The organism is Variovorax sp. ISS6, from assembly GCF_056523145.1.
Map to the genome: position 1 here is coordinate 6,782,473 of NZ_JAWRZC010000001.1, position 15,407 is coordinate 6,797,879.

Below are 15,407 nucleotides of genomic sequence, written 5' to 3' on the forward strand. Positions count from 1 at the left end.
CGGCGGATTCGTGCCGGGATCGGTCGGGCCTGGGTCCGAAGGCGCCGGCGCAGGTGCCGGTGCCGGTGCGGGCCCGGCCGCACTCGGCGCGGGCGCCGCGGGAAGCATAGGAAAGCCACCACCCCCGCCCCCTCCTCCGCCACCACGCCGTGAGCATTACCAATGCGCCGAGCACGATCGGCGACAGCTTGCGAACTTCCTTCATGAGACTCTCCTCGCTCCATTTGAATTTGTAGTCCAAATCTTACAAGGGAGACGATCAAGGTCGGGAACATGCGACGACCGGACTGCGGCGATTTTTCGATGACCGTTGCACGTGCTCCACGTCCCTTCGACGGGGGGATGGTCAGGCCCGTGGCGCTGTAGTAGGCGGCGTCCCGTCACGCCCGCCCTTTCCATACGTCGCCCGGCTCCCGTAGGTCGCCTTCGCCCGATCCACCTCTTTCTGAGGCAGCAGCTGCAACTTCTTGCAGTTCGCGCACTGGTACAGCCGCATCCAGGGAAAGAGCCGCATCCATCCCGAGCGCTCGACACGGCCGAGATAGTGGATGCTGCAGTCGCAGGCAGAAAAAATGGAACTCATGGTGACCTCGAAGGTGCGCGTTCGGGCGATCGCCGTGTCGCACACCTTGGAACGACGAGTGGCGGTTTCTATGGGGATCCGGACTTCACGAGGCACTGCCTTTTTGCGCAGCGTTTGCAAGACCGAAATACATCGCGGCGCAGATCGGAAAACACCTCGCTCGCCGCATGACTTCGATGCTAGGAATCGAGCCCTCCCGGTGCACGCGGGATCGCATCGCAACTGTGTGGCGGTTCACAGTTCGCACCAAACAGCGCGCGAAAACAACGCCGCCGAACGCCATCACTTCGTGCCCGTTCCGCGCCCGCCCACGGCCTTGAGCAGGTCGAGATCGTCGGGCGCCATGAAAGGAGATTCGCCGTCGCGCTCCTCGCCCGCCGAACGCGGCTCGAGCGACTCGAGCGACTCGAAACTGCCATGGTCGGTCGACGCGAAATCGGCCACCACGTGGATGCCGTGCTCGTCCTTCCACAACAGGCCGCGGCTCTCCATCTCGCGCATGGTCTTGTTGACGACCTCGCGCGACAGGCCCGCGTACGACGCGATCACGGCCTGCGAGATGCGCTTGTCGAAGCCGCCGGTGTCGGCCGGCGCGAGCTGGGTCAACTCATAGAGCACGCGCGCGACCAGGGTCTCGGAGGTCAGCGAGGAGATGCGGCGCAACTGGCTGCGGATGATCGTCATGCGCTTGACGGTGAGCTCGAGCAGTTCGAGCGCCACCGACGGATGCCGGGCGCAGATGTCGTGCAGCGCCGAGGCCGGAATGAGGTAGACCGAACTCGGCAGCGCGGCCACGAGGTTGGCCATCGACTGGTAGCGCGCCTCGTCGAGCGTCGGACTCAGGAACAGGTCGCGCGGGCGCACGAAGTCGGTGGTCACGCCCGCGCTGCCGCCGTTGCCGCCGACCACCACGCGCAGCAGTCCCGAGGCGACGAAATAGACCTTGTCGGTCCACTCGTCCATCCGCAGCACGGTCTCGTTGCGCCGGAAGGAACGCAGTTCGCTGCGCGCGACCAGCGCCGCGCGCTCCGCCGCCGGAACGTTTCGAAAAAGGGAATGCAGATACATGGTCGGAAACAGGCTCCATCCGATTCGCTTTCTCCGGGCGGGACATGCAGGGGAACGTGCGCGGCCGACGTGGACGGCAGCGCGCGCCGACCAACGGATGCGGCGCGCGGCGCCACGGACGGGCCCTAGGCGATGGAGTCGGACACGCCACGAGATCGCGAGCCATCGGCGTCATCGGCGCGATCGGGCATCGCAGCCGCGGACGGCGCCTGCGCGCCCGCCGCGCAAGCCGCGCACACCGAGCGCACGGCACGCAGCGCTGGCGAATCGCGCAGCTCCTGCTCGCGGATCGCGGCTTCGAGCGCCAGGTACTGGTCGCGCGCCAGCAGCTTCTCGCGCGCGCCGTCGCCATGCAGCAGGACGCCGTGGCGCATGACCTCGTGCAGGGTGCGCTGCAGGCTGTCGATCTGCGCGCCCAGGCGGGCAAGCTGCAGATGGAAGTCGGGCGAGGGATTCACGCGCGCCCTCCGGGGCCGCGCGCCGGCGCGCCATCGTGCAGCGGCACGCCGCAGCCCTGCAGCCATTCGGCGCCGGCCTCGAGCGCCACGCGGATGTCCTCCTCGCGCTCGATGCCGTCGACCACGATCGAGGGCGCGAAGCTGCCGCACAGCGCGAGCATCTCCTCGAGCAGCTCGCGGCCGAAGCGGTCCTCGCGCGCACGCCGGATGAACACCGGGTCGAGCTTGATGATGTCGGGCCGGCAGACCTTGGCGGCGGCGAGGTTGCCGGAGTCGCCGCCGAAATGCTTGATGGCGACGCGGCAGCCGCAGAGTTGCAACTGCAGGCAGAAGTCGCGCACCGATTCGAGATCGGGCAGCGTGGGCTCGCCGGCGATCTCGACCACGAGGCGCGCCGCCAGCTCGGGCTCGCGCCGCAACAGCACCATCAGCGAGGCCCACCAGTGGTCGCGCCGCGCGCTCTGCGCCGAGATGCTCAGGCCCAGGCGCACGGTGCCGCCCAGGCGCAGCTGCCGCACCACGCAGCCGGCCGCGAGGTGGTCGAAGGTACGCACCAGGCCCAGCCGCTGCAGGCAGGGCATGAAGAGTTCGGAACGCAGCGAGGCGGCGTGCGGTTCGCCCTCGGTGTGGAAGCGCGCCTCGTGATAGAGCGGCGCCGCGAAGGCGGCGGCCTGCGCCGGGGCGCCCACCACGGGATGCCACTCGATCGCGAGACGGCGCGCATGCAGTGCGTCGCCGACCTGCAGCGCAACCGCCATGTCCTCGCGGTAAAGCTGCTGCCAGCCTTCGGCCCGCACGAGCTGGAAGTCCGGCGCGGGCTGCGCGGCCCACAGGCGCAGCTCGACCTCGGACTGGCTCATGCGCCCGGGGCTGGGCGCGTCGCTCCAGCCCACGTGCAGCTGCACCAGCGCGCGCGTGTCGCGCAGTTGCACCGGCGTGCCGCCGAGGCCGGTGAGCAGACTCTCGAGCCGGGCCGAGGCGCCCTGGCGCGCCTGCGCGTCCTCGACCGGAAACGCCGGGTTGCTCCACAGCAGGAAGCAGTCGTGCCGCAGCATCGCGAGGTCGGCGTCGGCCACGCTGACGAAGCCGGTCAGCAGGCGGTACTTGATCTCGATGCTGGCATGCAGCGCGAACTCGGCGCCGTAGACCTCCATGAGCTGCGGCAGGTTCGCGATGAAGACGAAGGCACAGGCCCGCACCGGCGCGCCGGCGCCGGGGACGGTCGGCACGGCCATCGAGGCCGCGGGTCGCGGCATCGGCGCATGGCGCGGCGCGGCCGGACTGCGGCGGCGCATGCCATCGAAGCCCGCCCGCAGGCGCGCGACCACGGGCGCGACGAAGGACCGCACGACATGACCGGGCCCTGGCGTCGGCAAGGCAAGCGTCACGGGGCTGGTGACGCGATCACGTACGGCCATCTGGTTTTCTCCGCTAGGTAAGTTCGCCGAACCGCAACACGCTGGGTGGTTCCACTGCCGACGCCGAGGTCGGCCGCTGCACGTTCGAGAACGGGCCGTTATGCGGATTGCGCATGGAATGCTTAAACCGAAATGAATACTACGGATCCCGGTAGCAACCCGCATTAACTTTCTGGTGACAAATGTGTCCTAGCTCACAGGCGCTGTAACGCAGGGACTCAAAAAACGCGCCGAACGGCCGAAAACGCCTGGCCGGCGCGTGGCGCCGAAACCGGCACCCGCCACGGCCCGCGGCGGGCTGGCGCGATCCGCCGTTCGATTGGCGCGATCGGATTGGCCAGCGCGCGCCGTGCCGCGCACACTCCCGCCCATCGCGGCCCTCCGAAGCCGCCCGGAGTTCGCCCCATGCCCGCCCTCAAACGCCGCCATTTCCTGCTCGGCACGGCCGCCACCCTCGGCGCGCTGGTCGTCGGCTGGTCCGCCTCGCCCACGCGCCAGCGGCTGACCACCGCCGAGCCGCTGCCGGCCACGGCCAGCGGCCAGGTGGCTCTGAACGGCTGGGTCAAGGTCTCGAGCGACGACACGGTCACGCTGATGATGGCCGCGGCCGAGATGGGCCAGGGCATCCATACCGGGCTGGCGATGCTGCTGGCCGAGGAGATGGATGCCGACCTCGCCCAGCTGCGGCTCGAGCAGGCCGGCTACGACCCGATCTACAACAATCAGGCGGCGCTGCTCGACAACCTGCCGATGTTCAAGCCCGACGACGACGGCGCGCTCAAGCGCGGCACCCGCCACGTGGTCAGCAAGCTGCTGCGCGAGGTGCCCGGGCTCTGGGGCAGCGGCGGCTCGTCCGGCATCGTCGACCAGTGGTTGCCGCTGCGCGAGGCCGGCGCCTCGGCGCGCGCGATGCTGGTGGGCGCCGCGGCGGCGGCCTGGGACGTGCCGGCGGCCGAATGCGAGGTGGCGGCCGGCCGGGTGTCGCATCCGGCCTCGCAACGCAGCGCGCGCTTCGGCGAACTGGCGGCGCGCGCGGCGACGCAGCCATTGCCCGCGCAGCCGACGCTCAAGGATCCCTCGCGCTACACGCTGATCGGCCGGCCGGTGCACCGCCTCGACAGCGCCGCCAAGCTCGACGGCTCGGCGCGCTATGGGCTCGACGCGCTGCCGCCCGACGGCTTGCTCCATGCCACGCTCGCGATGTGCCCCACGCTGGGCGGCCGCGTGGCGCGCTTCGACGACACGGCCGCGCGCGCGATGCCCGGCGTGCGCAAGGTGGTGGCGCTCGCGCCGGTGGCCGGCGGCCTGGGCTCGGGCGGCATGACCTCGGGCGCGGTGGCGGTGATCGCCGACACGCCCTGGCATGCGATGCGCGCGCTCGACAAGGTCGCGATCGACTGGGACCACGGCGCGGCCGCCAGCCTGTCGAGCCGCGCGCTGATCGACCGGCTCGCGCAGAGCCTCGATGCGCCGGACCAGGCCGACGTGCACCTCGAGACCGGCGACGCCGATGCCGCGATGAAGAGCGCCGAGCGCACCATCGAGGCCGAGTACCGCGTGCCCTTCATCGCGCACGCCACCATGGAGCCGATGAACTGCACCGTGCAGTTCAAGGACGGCGCGGCCACCGTCTGGGTCGGCGTGCAGGGGCCCGGCATGCTGCGCGGCGGCATCGCCAAGGTGCTGGGCATCGAGGCCGCGAAGGTCGACATCCGGCTGGCCTACCTCGGCGGCGGCTTCGGGCGCCGCTACCTCGGCGACTTCGTGATGCAGGCGGCGGCGCTGGCGCGCGAAACGGACGGCATGCCGGTGCAGCTGATGTGGTCGCGCGAGCAGGACATGGCGCACGACTACTACCGCCCGGCCTACGTGGCGCGCAGCAAGGCCGGCTTCGATGCGCAGGGCCGGCTGGTGGCCTGGCGCGTCGACACCGCGGGCTCGAGCCTGGGCTCGCCGGCCCTCCTGAGCGCGGCGGCCGAGGGCACGGCCACCACCGCCTACCGCTTCGCCAACGCGCGCGTGGCGCATCGCACGATGGAGTCGGCGGTCACGGTCGGCATCTGGCGCTCGGTCAACCATTCGCAGAACGGCTTCTTCACCGAGAGCTTCATCGACGAATGCGCGCATGCCGCGGGCCAGGACCCGGTGGCATTTCGCCGCGCGCTGCTGGCGGGCAGCCCGGCCGAGGCGCGGCACCTGGGCGTGCTGCAACGCGTGGCGGCGATGTCGGGCTGGGGCACGCCGCTGGCGCCCGAGGCCGACGGCACGCGCCGCGCGCGCGGCCTCGCGCTGCACCGCAGCTTCGGCAGCGTGGTGGCGCAGGTGGCCGAGGTCTCGCTGACGCCCGAGCGGCAGATCCGCGTGCGGCGCATGTATTGCGCGGTCGACTGCGGGCTGGCCGTGAACCCGAACCTGGTGCGCCAGCAGATGGAGAGCGCGATCGTGTTCGGCCTCTCGGCCGCGCTGCACGGCGAGATCACCATCGAGCGCGGCCAGGTGCAGCAGAGCAACTTCCACGACTACGCGCCGCTGCGCATGAACGAGTGCCCGCAGATCGAGATCGCGATCGTGCCGAGCAGCGCGCCGCCCACGGGCGTGGGCGAGCCGGGCACGCCGCCGGTGGCGCCGGCCGTGGCCAACGCGGTGTTCGCGCTCACCGGCCAGCGGCTGCGTTCGCTGCCGCTGCGCCTGGCCTGAACGCACGGCCCGATAGAAAAGGAAGGAAGCCCATGACCACCACGCTCCAGATCAACGGCCGCCCCGTCGCGGTGACGGCCGAGGACGACACGCCCCTCCTGTGGGTGCTGCGCGGCGAGCTGCGCATGACCGGCACCAAGTTCGGCTGCGGCAAGGCGCTGTGCGGCGCCTGCACCGTGATGCTCGACGGCGAGGCGGTGCGCTCGTGCGCCACGCCGCTGGCGGCCGTGCAGGGCCGCGCGGTGTCGACCATCGAGGGCGTGCAGGGCCCCGAGATCGACGCGCTGCGCCGCGCCTGGACCGAACTCGACGTGGTGCAGTGCGGCTACTGCCAGAGCGGCCAGCTGATGTCGGCCTGCGCGCTGCTGCGCCACACGCCGAAGCCCAGCGACGCCGACATCGACGCCGCGATGAGCGGCAACATCTGCCGCTGCGGCACCTATCCGCGCATCCGCGCGGCGATCCACCTCGCGGCGGGCGACGACCGGCGATGACCCAGCGCCCGCCCGACCTGATCGTCGTGCCCGCCGTGATGCAGCAGCGGCTGCGGCTGCTGGGCTTCGACACGCAGTCGATGCTGCGCCGCGCGGGCCTGCCGGCCGACCTGTTCGCGAGCGGCAAGGCGCGCATCACGACGCGGCAGATGTTCGCCGTGTGGGACGCGCTGGCCGCGATGAACCCCGACCCCGCGCTGGGCCTGCGCATCGGCGCCGAGGGCGCGACCGAGCACTACGACATCGCCTCGATCGCGGCGCTGCACTCGCCGAACTTCGGCGAGGCGCTGCAGCGGCTGTCGCGCTTCAAGCGGCTGACCTGCCCCGAGGTGATCCGCATCGAGCGCGGCGACGGCGAGGTGCGCGTGCGCTTCCACTGGTTCCTGGCCGAAGGCCATTCGCCGCCGCTGCTGACCGACGGCACCTTCGCGTCGGTGCTCGAGCTCGCGCGGCGCGGCACCGGCACCCGGGTGGTGCCGCGCCGGGTGGAGCTGGTGCGCGCGCACACGAGCACGCAGGCCGCGATGCTCGGCGCGCACTTCGGCTGCGCGCCGCGCTTCGGCGCCACGGCCGATGTGATCGTGTTCGACGAGGCGCTGCTCGCGCAGCCCTTCGTCACCCACAACCAGGACCTGCTCGCGGTGCTGCTGCCCGGCCTCGAAGCCGCGCTGGCCGCGCAGGCGCCTGCCACCTCGCTGGTCGACCAGGCGCGCGCCGTGCTGGGCCGCACGCTGCGCGGCGAGCGCCCGAGCATCCAGGCCGTGGCGGCCGAGCTCTGCGTGAGCACGCGCACGCTGCAGCGCCGGTTCGAGGAGGCCGGCACCAGCTACCAGCGGCTGCTCGACGAGGTGCGACACCAGGCCGCGCGGCAACTGCTCGAGGACACTCAGCTCGAAGCCGGCGAGATCGCCTTCGTGCTGGGCTTCGAGGAGCTGAATTCCTTCACGCGGGCGTTCCGCGGCTGGGAGGGCACCACGCCCGCGCGCTGGCGCACGGCGCAGGCGGTGCCGGAGCGCCCCTCAACTCCGCGCACCATGACATCGACCCTGCACTCCTTCAAAGCCTGGCTCGCCCTGCTGGCCATCGCGGTCCTCGCCGGTTGCGCCCATCCGATCGCCGTCGTTCCCGATCAGGCGCGCCTCGCGCGCAGCGCGGACGCGCCCGCGCCGATGCCTCTGCGCGTGGGCTATCACATCCCCGCGGCTCTCGCCGACATGGAAGTCACGACACCGGGCGGCGGCGGGGACAACATCCGGTACTTCCCCTACCGCGACATCGATGCGGGCTTCGAGAAGATGCTTTCGAACGTGTTCTCGGACATCGTGAAACTTCCGTCCATTGCCAACCCCGCGGAAACGGCGAGCAGCGGCGTCCACTACGTCATCGTGCCCACGATCGTCACGACCTCGGGTGGCTCGGGGCTGTTCACCTGGCCGCCCACGAGCTTCTCCGTCGACCTGACGAGCCAGGTCCGCGATCCCGCGGGCACGCTGGTCGCCAGTCCCCGCGTGGTGGGTTTCGGCAGCGCCGAGACCTCCGAACGGATCTTCGACCACGGTATCGCCGGCCGGCGTGCCATGGAGGACGCACTGCTGCGCATGCAGGCCGCGTTGCGCGAAACTTCCTTTAGCGGAGCGCCCGCGCAACGGCAGCGGGGCACGACCTCCGAGCGGCTCGATCAGCTCAAGGCGTTGCGGGAGCGCAAGGACATCACCGAGGAGGAGTACGAGAAAAAGCGCAAGGAAATCCTCGACGCCCTGTAGACCCGGTATCCCGGACGGCCGCTCAGAGCAGCCGTCCGCCCTCTCCGGGCGGCGTCACCAGGTCCCGACGCAGGCTCCAGACACAGGCCGCCAGCTTGAGCAGCCGCTCGACCTTGCTGTCGTAGAGCTCGTCGGCGGGATCCTCCTGCGCGATCAGTTCGGCGATCTGCTCGATGGCGAGCGCCGGCGGGAAGCCCAGCCCTTTTCTCGCCATCTCCATCGCCGTCGCCATCACTTCTGTCTTTTTCATGGGCATGCGTACGCATCGGCCGCGTGGCCGGATTCGAAAAGTCCGTGTCCCGGGGCGGCTCGATGCGGCATCAGGCGCGGCGCTTTCGCACCGCCGTGCCCGAGGGCGTGAGCATCGCGGGTTCGGTGTCGAGGTCGGCCGCATCGGTCACCCGGCCTTCGCGGTCGTGCTGCACCAGCAGGCGCCGCGCGCGCTGCCACAGCGTGAGGCGCTGCGGCGCGAGCGAAGTGTATTCGGCGAGCTGGGCCACCGTGCTGTCGGGCGAGCGACCGCGCGTCTCCTCGTCGGCAATGGCGCGCCGTCGCACCGGCGCGAGCAGCAGCATCAGCGCGAAGATGGCGAGCACCGACAGGGCGTAGAGCGTCAGCAGGTTCGCGCCTTCCGCGGGCCGCCAGACCTGGAAGAAATGGTGCCAGGCGTAGAACACGACCCCGACCCAGAACGCGGCCAGCAGCAGCGGCCGCGCGATGCGCAGCCACACGAACATGAGCAGCGCGCCCTGCGGCGTCTTGTGGCGCATGAAGGCGCTCAGCGGCATGCGCGCGGCATCGAGCACCGGCACCTCGCCCTCGGGCTCGGCCCACTCCCGCTCGCGCGGCGGTGCCTTGCCGTTGGGCAGCGGAGGCGCGGCGCCAGGGCCCAGGCCCAGGTCTTCATTCATGCTCGATGGCACGGACGGATGCAGTCGATCGTTCATTCGCAATCACTCCTCTGTCGGGGCTGGTCCACCGGGCGCGCTTGCCCTTGCGCCGCAGGATCGTGGCCGGCAAGGCCACGACCGTGGTGAACATGTTGATCATCCAGAAGGCAAGCGGGTACCAGATGGTCCAGACCAGGTAGCGCAGGATGTCGCGGTCGTAGTGGCGGTCGATCCACAGGCTCACGCCCATCTGCAGCATGCAGGTGATGCCCAGCAGCATCCCGTGCCACTCGGGCCAGAAGCCGACGTACTGCCACTCGGGCGGCAGGAAGCGCCGCACCAGCGCGAGCACCAGCACCGCGAACATGGCGTAGGCCCAGACCACGCTGGCCAGGTACTCGAGGAACACCGGCCACATCATGAAGTTGCGCGGCCTGATCACCTGGCCCGTGTAGCGCAGCAGGGTCTGGATGCCGCCGGTGGCCCAGCGCTGGCGCTGGCGGTAGAGGCCGCGCACGGTCTCGGGCATCAGGATCCAGCACAGCGCGCGCGGCTCGTAGCGCACGCGCCAGTCCTTGAGCTGCAGCTTCCAGCTGATGTCGATGTCCTCGGTCATGACGTCGGGACTCCAGAAGTCGACGTCGAGCAGCGCGTTGCGGCGGAACATCGACAGCACGCCCGAGACGGTGAACAGCCGCCCGGCCAGCTGCTGGGTGCGCTTGATGAGGCCGATGTTCGAGGAGAACTCGCCCACCTGCATGCGCCCGAGCAGGGTGGTGCGCCCGCGGATGCGCGGATTGCCGGTGACGGCGCCCACGCGCTCCGAATGCAGCATGTGGGTCAGCATCCAGGCGATGGCATCGGGGTCGACCAGCGCATCGCCGTCCACGCCGAGGATGTACTCGCCGTTGGCCAGCACCGCCGCCGTGTTGAGCGCGACCGCCTTGCCCTGGTTGGTGGCGTGGTGCACCACGCGCAGCTGGCCGTAGCGCGCGGCCAGCGCGTCGAGGATGGGGCCGGTGTCGTCGCTGCTGCCGTCGTTGACGGCGATGATCTCGTAGTTCGGATAGCGGCTGCGCATCAGCTGCTCGATCACCTCCTGCACGCGCTCGCCTTCGTTGAAGCAGGGCACGATCACGCTGACCAGCGGTTGCTCGGGCAACAGCGGCAGCGGATCGATCCGCCGGTGGCGGCCGCGCTCGAACACCAGCGCATGCGCGATGCCGCCGGCCATCCAGACATAGGCCGCGAGGAAGGGGTAGTAGAAGACGTAGTTGAGCAGCACCCGCACCACGTCGGCGCCGAAGAAATCGGGGTTCATCGCGCGGCTCCCGGTGCGGTCGGCGCGGAGGCCGCGGCCGGCTTGGTGGGGGCGAGCGCCGGCGGCGTCTCGAGGCCGTCGACCTTGCCGCCCGCGAGGTTGGCGCGCACCGACAGGATGTCGCGCACGGTCACCAGCGGCGGCTCGCCCGCGAGGAAGTCGTCGGGGTAGAGCGCGACATGGCGCGCGCCCAGCCGGTGCAGCAGGGTCCACTGCGCGGCCAGGGTGTCCTTGTCGACCATGCGGCCCGTGCGCCAGTCGCGCGCCTGCAGCTCGAACACGGTGCGCGCCAGGCCCTGCGGCTGCGCCGCCACCTGGCGGAACAGCGCCGCCAGCCAGGCCTGCGGATCGGCCGCCTGCTCCATGAAGGGCATCGCCATCACGGCGGTGTAGTCGTAGGCCTGCAGCGACTGCGCGAGGTCCTGCGCGAACCACTCCTGCGCGGCGGGCTCGAGCACCGGGCGCGCATAGAGGTTGCGCGCGGTGAGGATGCGCGGCTGCCAGTCGCGCACGCGCTGCGCGAGCTCGAGCGTGAAGTCGGTGAGCTGGCGCGTCTTCCACGCGGTCCAGCGCGCGCGCAACGCGGGATCGGCGCGCACCGCGGCCAGGTCGGGCGGCAGGCCCTGGGCGGCCAGTTCGCGCAGCGCGGCCGGGCTCGCATCCTCGTCGTCGCTGTAGGTGGCGTCGTCGTGGAACAGCAGGCCGGCGATCGGCGCGTTCTTCGCGAGGTCCTCGTAGATGTCGCCGATCAGGGCGCGCACGCGCGCATCGGCCGGCGAGAGCCGGTGGTAGCGCGTCTGGTCGCGCGCCGCGGCCGACGCGGGCGCGAGGTGCGTCACGCGCACAGCGGCCAGCGGGTTGTTCGCGGGCAGCTGGAACGCCAGCACCGGCATCCACGCATAGACCTCGACCCCGGTGCGCGTGCGCAGTTGCCAGGCGACGCGGTTGAACAGGTCGGCGCGCATCGGCAGGTGCCGGTTCGGGAAGTACAGCGCATCGGCCGCGCCGTCGCCGTCGGGATCGGCGAAGGCCTGCAGGTAGACGGCCGAGGGGCCGACCGCCTGCACCCGGTCGAGCAGGCGCGAGAGGTTGGCCTCCTGCTGCGCCGGGTCGGGGTCGTAGACGTGGTCGAGGTCGATGTGCATGGCGCGGTGCAGCGCGCGCGGATCGGGCCGCGCGGGCGCGCGCAGCAGGCTGAAGTCGGGCACGGACATGTCGTAGGTGGCGAGGCCGCGGCGGATGGTCTGCAGCGGCACCTCGGGCGTGTTGGCGCCCTCCTCGAGCGTCAAGGTGATCGGCATGCCGGCGCGGTCGGCCGCGCGCAAGGTCTGCTTGTTGTAGGCGCCGTAGGGCCAGACCATGGCGCGCACGCGGGTGCCGGTCTGCGCCTCGATCAGGCCGCGGCTGCGGCGCAGGTCGGCCTCGACGCGCGCGATCCAGGCCGCGTCGTCCTCGTAGCGGCCGGTGGCGCTGTCGTAGCGGTGCGTGACGGCCGCGGGCTGCAGGTTGCCCTGCGGATTGCCGGGCACGCCGGTGTGGATCGCGTCGCCATGGCTCGCGAACTCGACCAGGCCCGAGGCGCCCATCTCGCGCGCCTGGCTCCAGGTGATGAAGGCCTCGCGCTTCAAGGGATTGCGCGCGCCGTAGCCCTCGACCACCTGGCCCGGCGGCACCTCGAGCCAGCCGGTGACCAGCGCCATCACGGCCGGATAGCCGAACTGCTTCAACAGCGGATAGACCTTGGTGTAGAAGCTCTCGTAGCCGTCGTCGAAGGTCAGCAGCACGGCCTTCGAGGGCAGCGGCCGGCCGCCGGCGCGCGCGTCGACGATCTGCTGCAGGCTCACCGGATGGTGGCCCGAGCTGCGCAGCCAGGCGAAGAAGTCGGCCACGGTGCGCTCGTCGAGCGCGGTGGGTTCGGGCTCGTCGACGAAGCTCTCGCGCACGTTGTGGCGCACGTCGTGCAGCGCGATGGCGCGGAAGGTTTTGCCGTCGTCGGCATCGGGCGCCGGCAGCGCGGTGGCGCGCGGCAGGCCCTGGGCAAGCGCGGTGCCGGCCAGCAGCACGGCGAACAGCAGCGCGGCCAGGCGCAGCGCCATCGGGATGGACGTCTTGTTCTTCATTGGAACGGCACCGACAGATTGAGATAGACGAAGCGGCGCCGCTCGCGCACGCCGTCGTAGGGATGGCTCGCGATGCCCAGGCCGTAGGCCAGGGTGGCCGAGCGGCCGAACACCCATTCGTGCCCGTAGCGCAGCGACCAGAGCGCGCCGCCGCCGAAGCCCTGCTGGCGATAGCTGCCGGCCTCGATGCCGAAGACATGCGAGAAGCGGCGGTCGTCGCGCTTCCATCCCAGGTACTTGCCGGTCAGGCCGACCTGGAGCGCGCTCTCGCGGCGCGGCGCGAAGTAGTCGACGTCCTGCCGGTCGTAGCGCCCGGTCTCGCCGGAGAGCGTGCCTTCGAGCTGGAAGCGCGGGCCGCTCACGAGGCGCTCGCGCCAGCGCAGGCCGAAGCCGTCGCGCGCATTGCCGTCGCTGAAGTCCATGCGCTGGTAGCGGGCCTCGAAGGCGCGCGACTCGTTGACCACGTAGGTGGCGCCGAGTTCGGCCGAGCGCGCGCCGACGTTCGCCAGCCGCGCCTTCCAGGGCGTGTCGAGGCTGTTCGAGTCGAAGCGCGCCGAGAAGCGCCAGCTGTCGCTGGCGCGCCAGTCCACGCCGAGCGCGAGGCCGGTGCGGTAGCGGCCTTTGTCGGCCTGGTGCAGCTCGGCGCTGGCGCGCCAGCGGCCCTGCAGGTATTCGACGCCGACGCCGGTGCGCGACAGGTCGATGTTGCCCAGCGAGGTGTCGCCGCGCGCGAACACCTGGCGGAAGAACAGGCGCCAGCGGTCGTCCCACAGCGGTGACGAGAGCTTCGAATCCACGCGCCAGTCGCGGTCGGCCAGCACGCTGCTGCCGTGGCCCTGGCCGTAGTCGGCCTCGACGTCGAGCCGCGCCGCATACAGCGTGTCGCGCTGCGCGACGGCATTGCGCACGGCGATCGATTCGGGCGCCTCGGCCTGCAGGTTCTCGGTGAGTTCGCGGCCGGCGCGCATCTCGCCCGCATCGAACAGCGCGCCCGCGTAGCCGGCGCGCGCGGCCACGTCCCAGGGATGGTCGACCAGCGTCTCGCGGTAGCGGCCCAGCGCCTCGTCGGGCTTGTCGCGCAGCTTCATGGTCTCGGCCAGTCCCGAGCGGAAGCCCGCGTTGAGCGGCGCGAGCGAGGTCAGGCCGCGGAAGCTGGTCTCGGCCTGCCAGGGCCGTTCGGTGTAGAGCTGGTAGAGCGCGCGCAGGTTGCGCACCTCGGCGTACTCGGGATTGGGACGGCCCTGTTCGGGCGTGAGCCGCAGCATCGGCGGCGTGGCCTGCTCGAGCTTCTGCAGCAGGGCCTCGGCGTCCTCGAAGCGCGCGGTGTCGAGGTAGGCATAGACCAGGCCGGTGTGGGTGTCGCTGGGCACGGGGATGGCATCGCCGCCACTGCGCAGCGCCTCCTCGTAGATCGGCACGGCGAGGTCGGAGCGGCGCTGCTGCTGGTAGGCACCGGCCACGTCGGACAGCGCGTAGTAGGGCAGCGGCTCTTGCGGATGCTCGGCCTGCCAGCGCTCGTAGGCCGCGGTCACTTCGGGAAAGCGGCCGCGCGCGGACACGGCGAGCAGGTGGTCGGCATAGAGGCGCAGGTACAGCGCCTTCCAGCGCTCGAGGTCGTCGGCTTCGTTGGCCTGCGTGGCGCGCTGCACGGCATCGGAAGCACCCTGCAGTTCGTTCGGATAGAGCGGCAGCAGTGCGTCGATGGACTCGAAGCGCTCGGGGCCCTCGCCACCGCGCTGGTCGCGCTCCGAGATGGCCCAGCGCAGGCGCTGGCCCAGCGCCTGCTGGCGCAGGCTCGCGAGCTCGAAGGCACTGAAGCTGCCGGGCGTGGCGCGCTCGGCGGCCTCGGCCTGCGCCAGAGCCTCGGTCAGCGAGCCCTGGTCCTCGAGCGCGAAGGCGTTCTCGCGCCGCACGATGCGCTGCGTGGGCTTCAGCGCGCTCAGGTGCAACTGCAGGATGCGGTCGTCGACACGGCGCGCGGCGACGAACGCCGACTCGAAGGCATAGCTCGCGAGCCGGTCCAGCGGCACCGCCTGCGCCCATCCCACGGATTCCCGTGGGTTATCGGCCTGCAGTGCCCACACCACGCCATCGGACGCGATGCGCTCGCGCTGGGCCGCGGTCGCGGCGCGCGGGAACCAGGTACGCAGCGCATCGAGCGCTTCGGCCGGCGTCGCGCTGCCGGCACGCACCCGTTCGACGAGCGCGTCATGGGCGGAGGCTGCGTAATCCGCTGCGACGGCGTCAGCCGAAGGGCGAGAAGAGGAAGTCGAGACACCGGGCCGCTCCACCTGTGCCCTGACCTGCGGGCTCGCACCGGCCCACACCGCTGCGACAAGCAATGCCGCGGCGGAGAGAGGGAAGGTGGAACGAAGGAAGGTTGGGTGAGGTTGAGCGAGTGCGGGGTGTGTGACAGCGTGGCGGCGTTGCTTTCTCAAGATCGGGTTGCGATTGGTTATTTGCTTGAACCATATCGCCCGACCTCGAAGCCACGCTGTAGGAAATAGTCAAAAGACCTCGTCGATCCGTAAGGGAGCGTAAAAAGCCGCGCCCCCTGAATCCAGGGCCTGCCACGCTGCGTACGCCATGGGCGTA

Annotated in this window: 11 protein-coding genes; 3 read left to right on the top strand and 8 right to left on the bottom strand. The window is 71.0% G+C overall.

Going from position 1 to position 15,407, the window contains the following annotated elements; all coding sequences use genetic code 11:
- Positions 1–865: 865 nt before the first annotated feature.
- From AC1HIL_RS31395 to AC1HIL_RS31405, 3 genes are all read right to left on the bottom strand, one after another.
- Positions 866–1,651, bottom strand: coding sequence for a Crp/Fnr family transcriptional regulator (locus tag AC1HIL_RS31395; RefSeq protein ID WP_479670817.1), 786 nt, complete (start codon positions 1,649–1,651; stop codon positions 866–868).
- A 125-nt stretch (positions 1,652–1,776) separates the two neighbouring features.
- On the bottom strand, positions 1,777–2,109 hold the full coding sequence (locus AC1HIL_RS31400) for a hypothetical protein (RefSeq protein ID WP_057596902.1): 333 nt from the start codon (positions 2,107–2,109) through the stop codon (positions 1,777–1,779).
- A complete protein-coding gene (locus AC1HIL_RS31405; protein WP_479670818.1) occupies positions 2,106–3,527 on the bottom strand; it encodes an EAL domain-containing protein in 1,422 nt (473 codons plus the stop codon). The genes AC1HIL_RS31400 and AC1HIL_RS31405 overlap by 4 nt, the downstream gene beginning before the upstream one ends.
- 405 nt (positions 3,528–3,932) lie before the next feature.
- Between AC1HIL_RS31405 and AC1HIL_RS31410 the strand changes: the two genes are divergently transcribed.
- From AC1HIL_RS31410 to AC1HIL_RS31420, 3 genes are read left to right on the top strand one after another with little or no spacing between them, the layout of a single operon-like run.
- Complete coding sequence (locus AC1HIL_RS31410; protein ID WP_479670819.1) at positions 3,933–6,224, top strand: xanthine dehydrogenase family protein molybdopterin-binding subunit; 2,292 nt, start codon at positions 3,933–3,935, stop codon at positions 6,222–6,224.
- A gap of 32 nt (positions 6,225–6,256) precedes the next feature.
- Positions 6,257–6,718 carry a (2Fe-2S)-binding protein gene (locus AC1HIL_RS31415; RefSeq protein WP_479670820.1) on the top strand — a complete coding sequence of 154 codons (462 nt, stop codon included), beginning with the start codon at positions 6,257–6,259 and terminating at the stop codon, positions 6,716–6,718.
- Positions 6,715–8,481, top strand: a complete 1,767-nt coding sequence (locus tag AC1HIL_RS31420; protein ID WP_479670821.1) for an AraC family transcriptional regulator — start codon at positions 6,715–6,717, stop codon at positions 8,479–8,481. The genes AC1HIL_RS31415 and AC1HIL_RS31420 overlap by 4 nt, the downstream gene beginning before the upstream one ends.
- 22 nt (positions 8,482–8,503) lie before the next feature.
- On the opposite strand, the gene AC1HIL_RS31425 is transcribed toward AC1HIL_RS31420, so the two are convergent.
- The 5 genes from AC1HIL_RS31425 to pgaA form a co-directional block, all read right to left on the bottom strand.
- Complete coding sequence (locus tag AC1HIL_RS31425; protein ID WP_057596909.1) at positions 8,504–8,731, bottom strand: hypothetical protein; 228 nt, start codon at positions 8,729–8,731, stop codon at positions 8,504–8,506.
- Between the two features lie 70 nt (positions 8,732–8,801).
- Complete coding sequence (gene pgaD, locus AC1HIL_RS31430) at positions 8,802–9,428, bottom strand: poly-beta-1,6-N-acetyl-D-glucosamine biosynthesis protein PgaD (RefSeq protein ID WP_479670822.1); 627 nt, start codon at positions 9,426–9,428, stop codon at positions 8,802–8,804.
- The gene (pgaC, locus tag AC1HIL_RS31435) at positions 9,385–10,692 is read right to left on the bottom strand and encodes a poly-beta-1,6-N-acetyl-D-glucosamine synthase (RefSeq protein WP_296729966.1); all 1,308 of its coding nucleotides are present in this window, start codon (positions 10,690–10,692) and stop codon (positions 9,385–9,387) included. Before pgaC ends, pgaD begins: the two co-directional genes overlap by 44 nt.
- Positions 10,689–12,812 carry a poly-beta-1,6-N-acetyl-D-glucosamine N-deacetylase PgaB gene (pgaB, locus tag AC1HIL_RS31440; RefSeq protein ID WP_479670823.1) on the bottom strand — a complete coding sequence of 708 codons (2,124 nt, stop codon included), beginning with the start codon at positions 12,810–12,812 and terminating at the stop codon, positions 10,689–10,691. The genes pgaC and pgaB overlap by 4 nt, the downstream gene beginning before the upstream one ends.
- Positions 12,809–15,004: a poly-beta-1,6 N-acetyl-D-glucosamine export porin PgaA gene (gene pgaA / locus AC1HIL_RS31445; RefSeq protein ID WP_479670824.1), complete on the bottom strand. Its 2,196-nt coding sequence runs from the start codon at positions 15,002–15,004 to the stop codon at positions 12,809–12,811. Before pgaA ends, pgaB begins: the two co-directional genes overlap by 4 nt.
- Positions 15,005–15,407 lie beyond the last annotated feature (403 nt).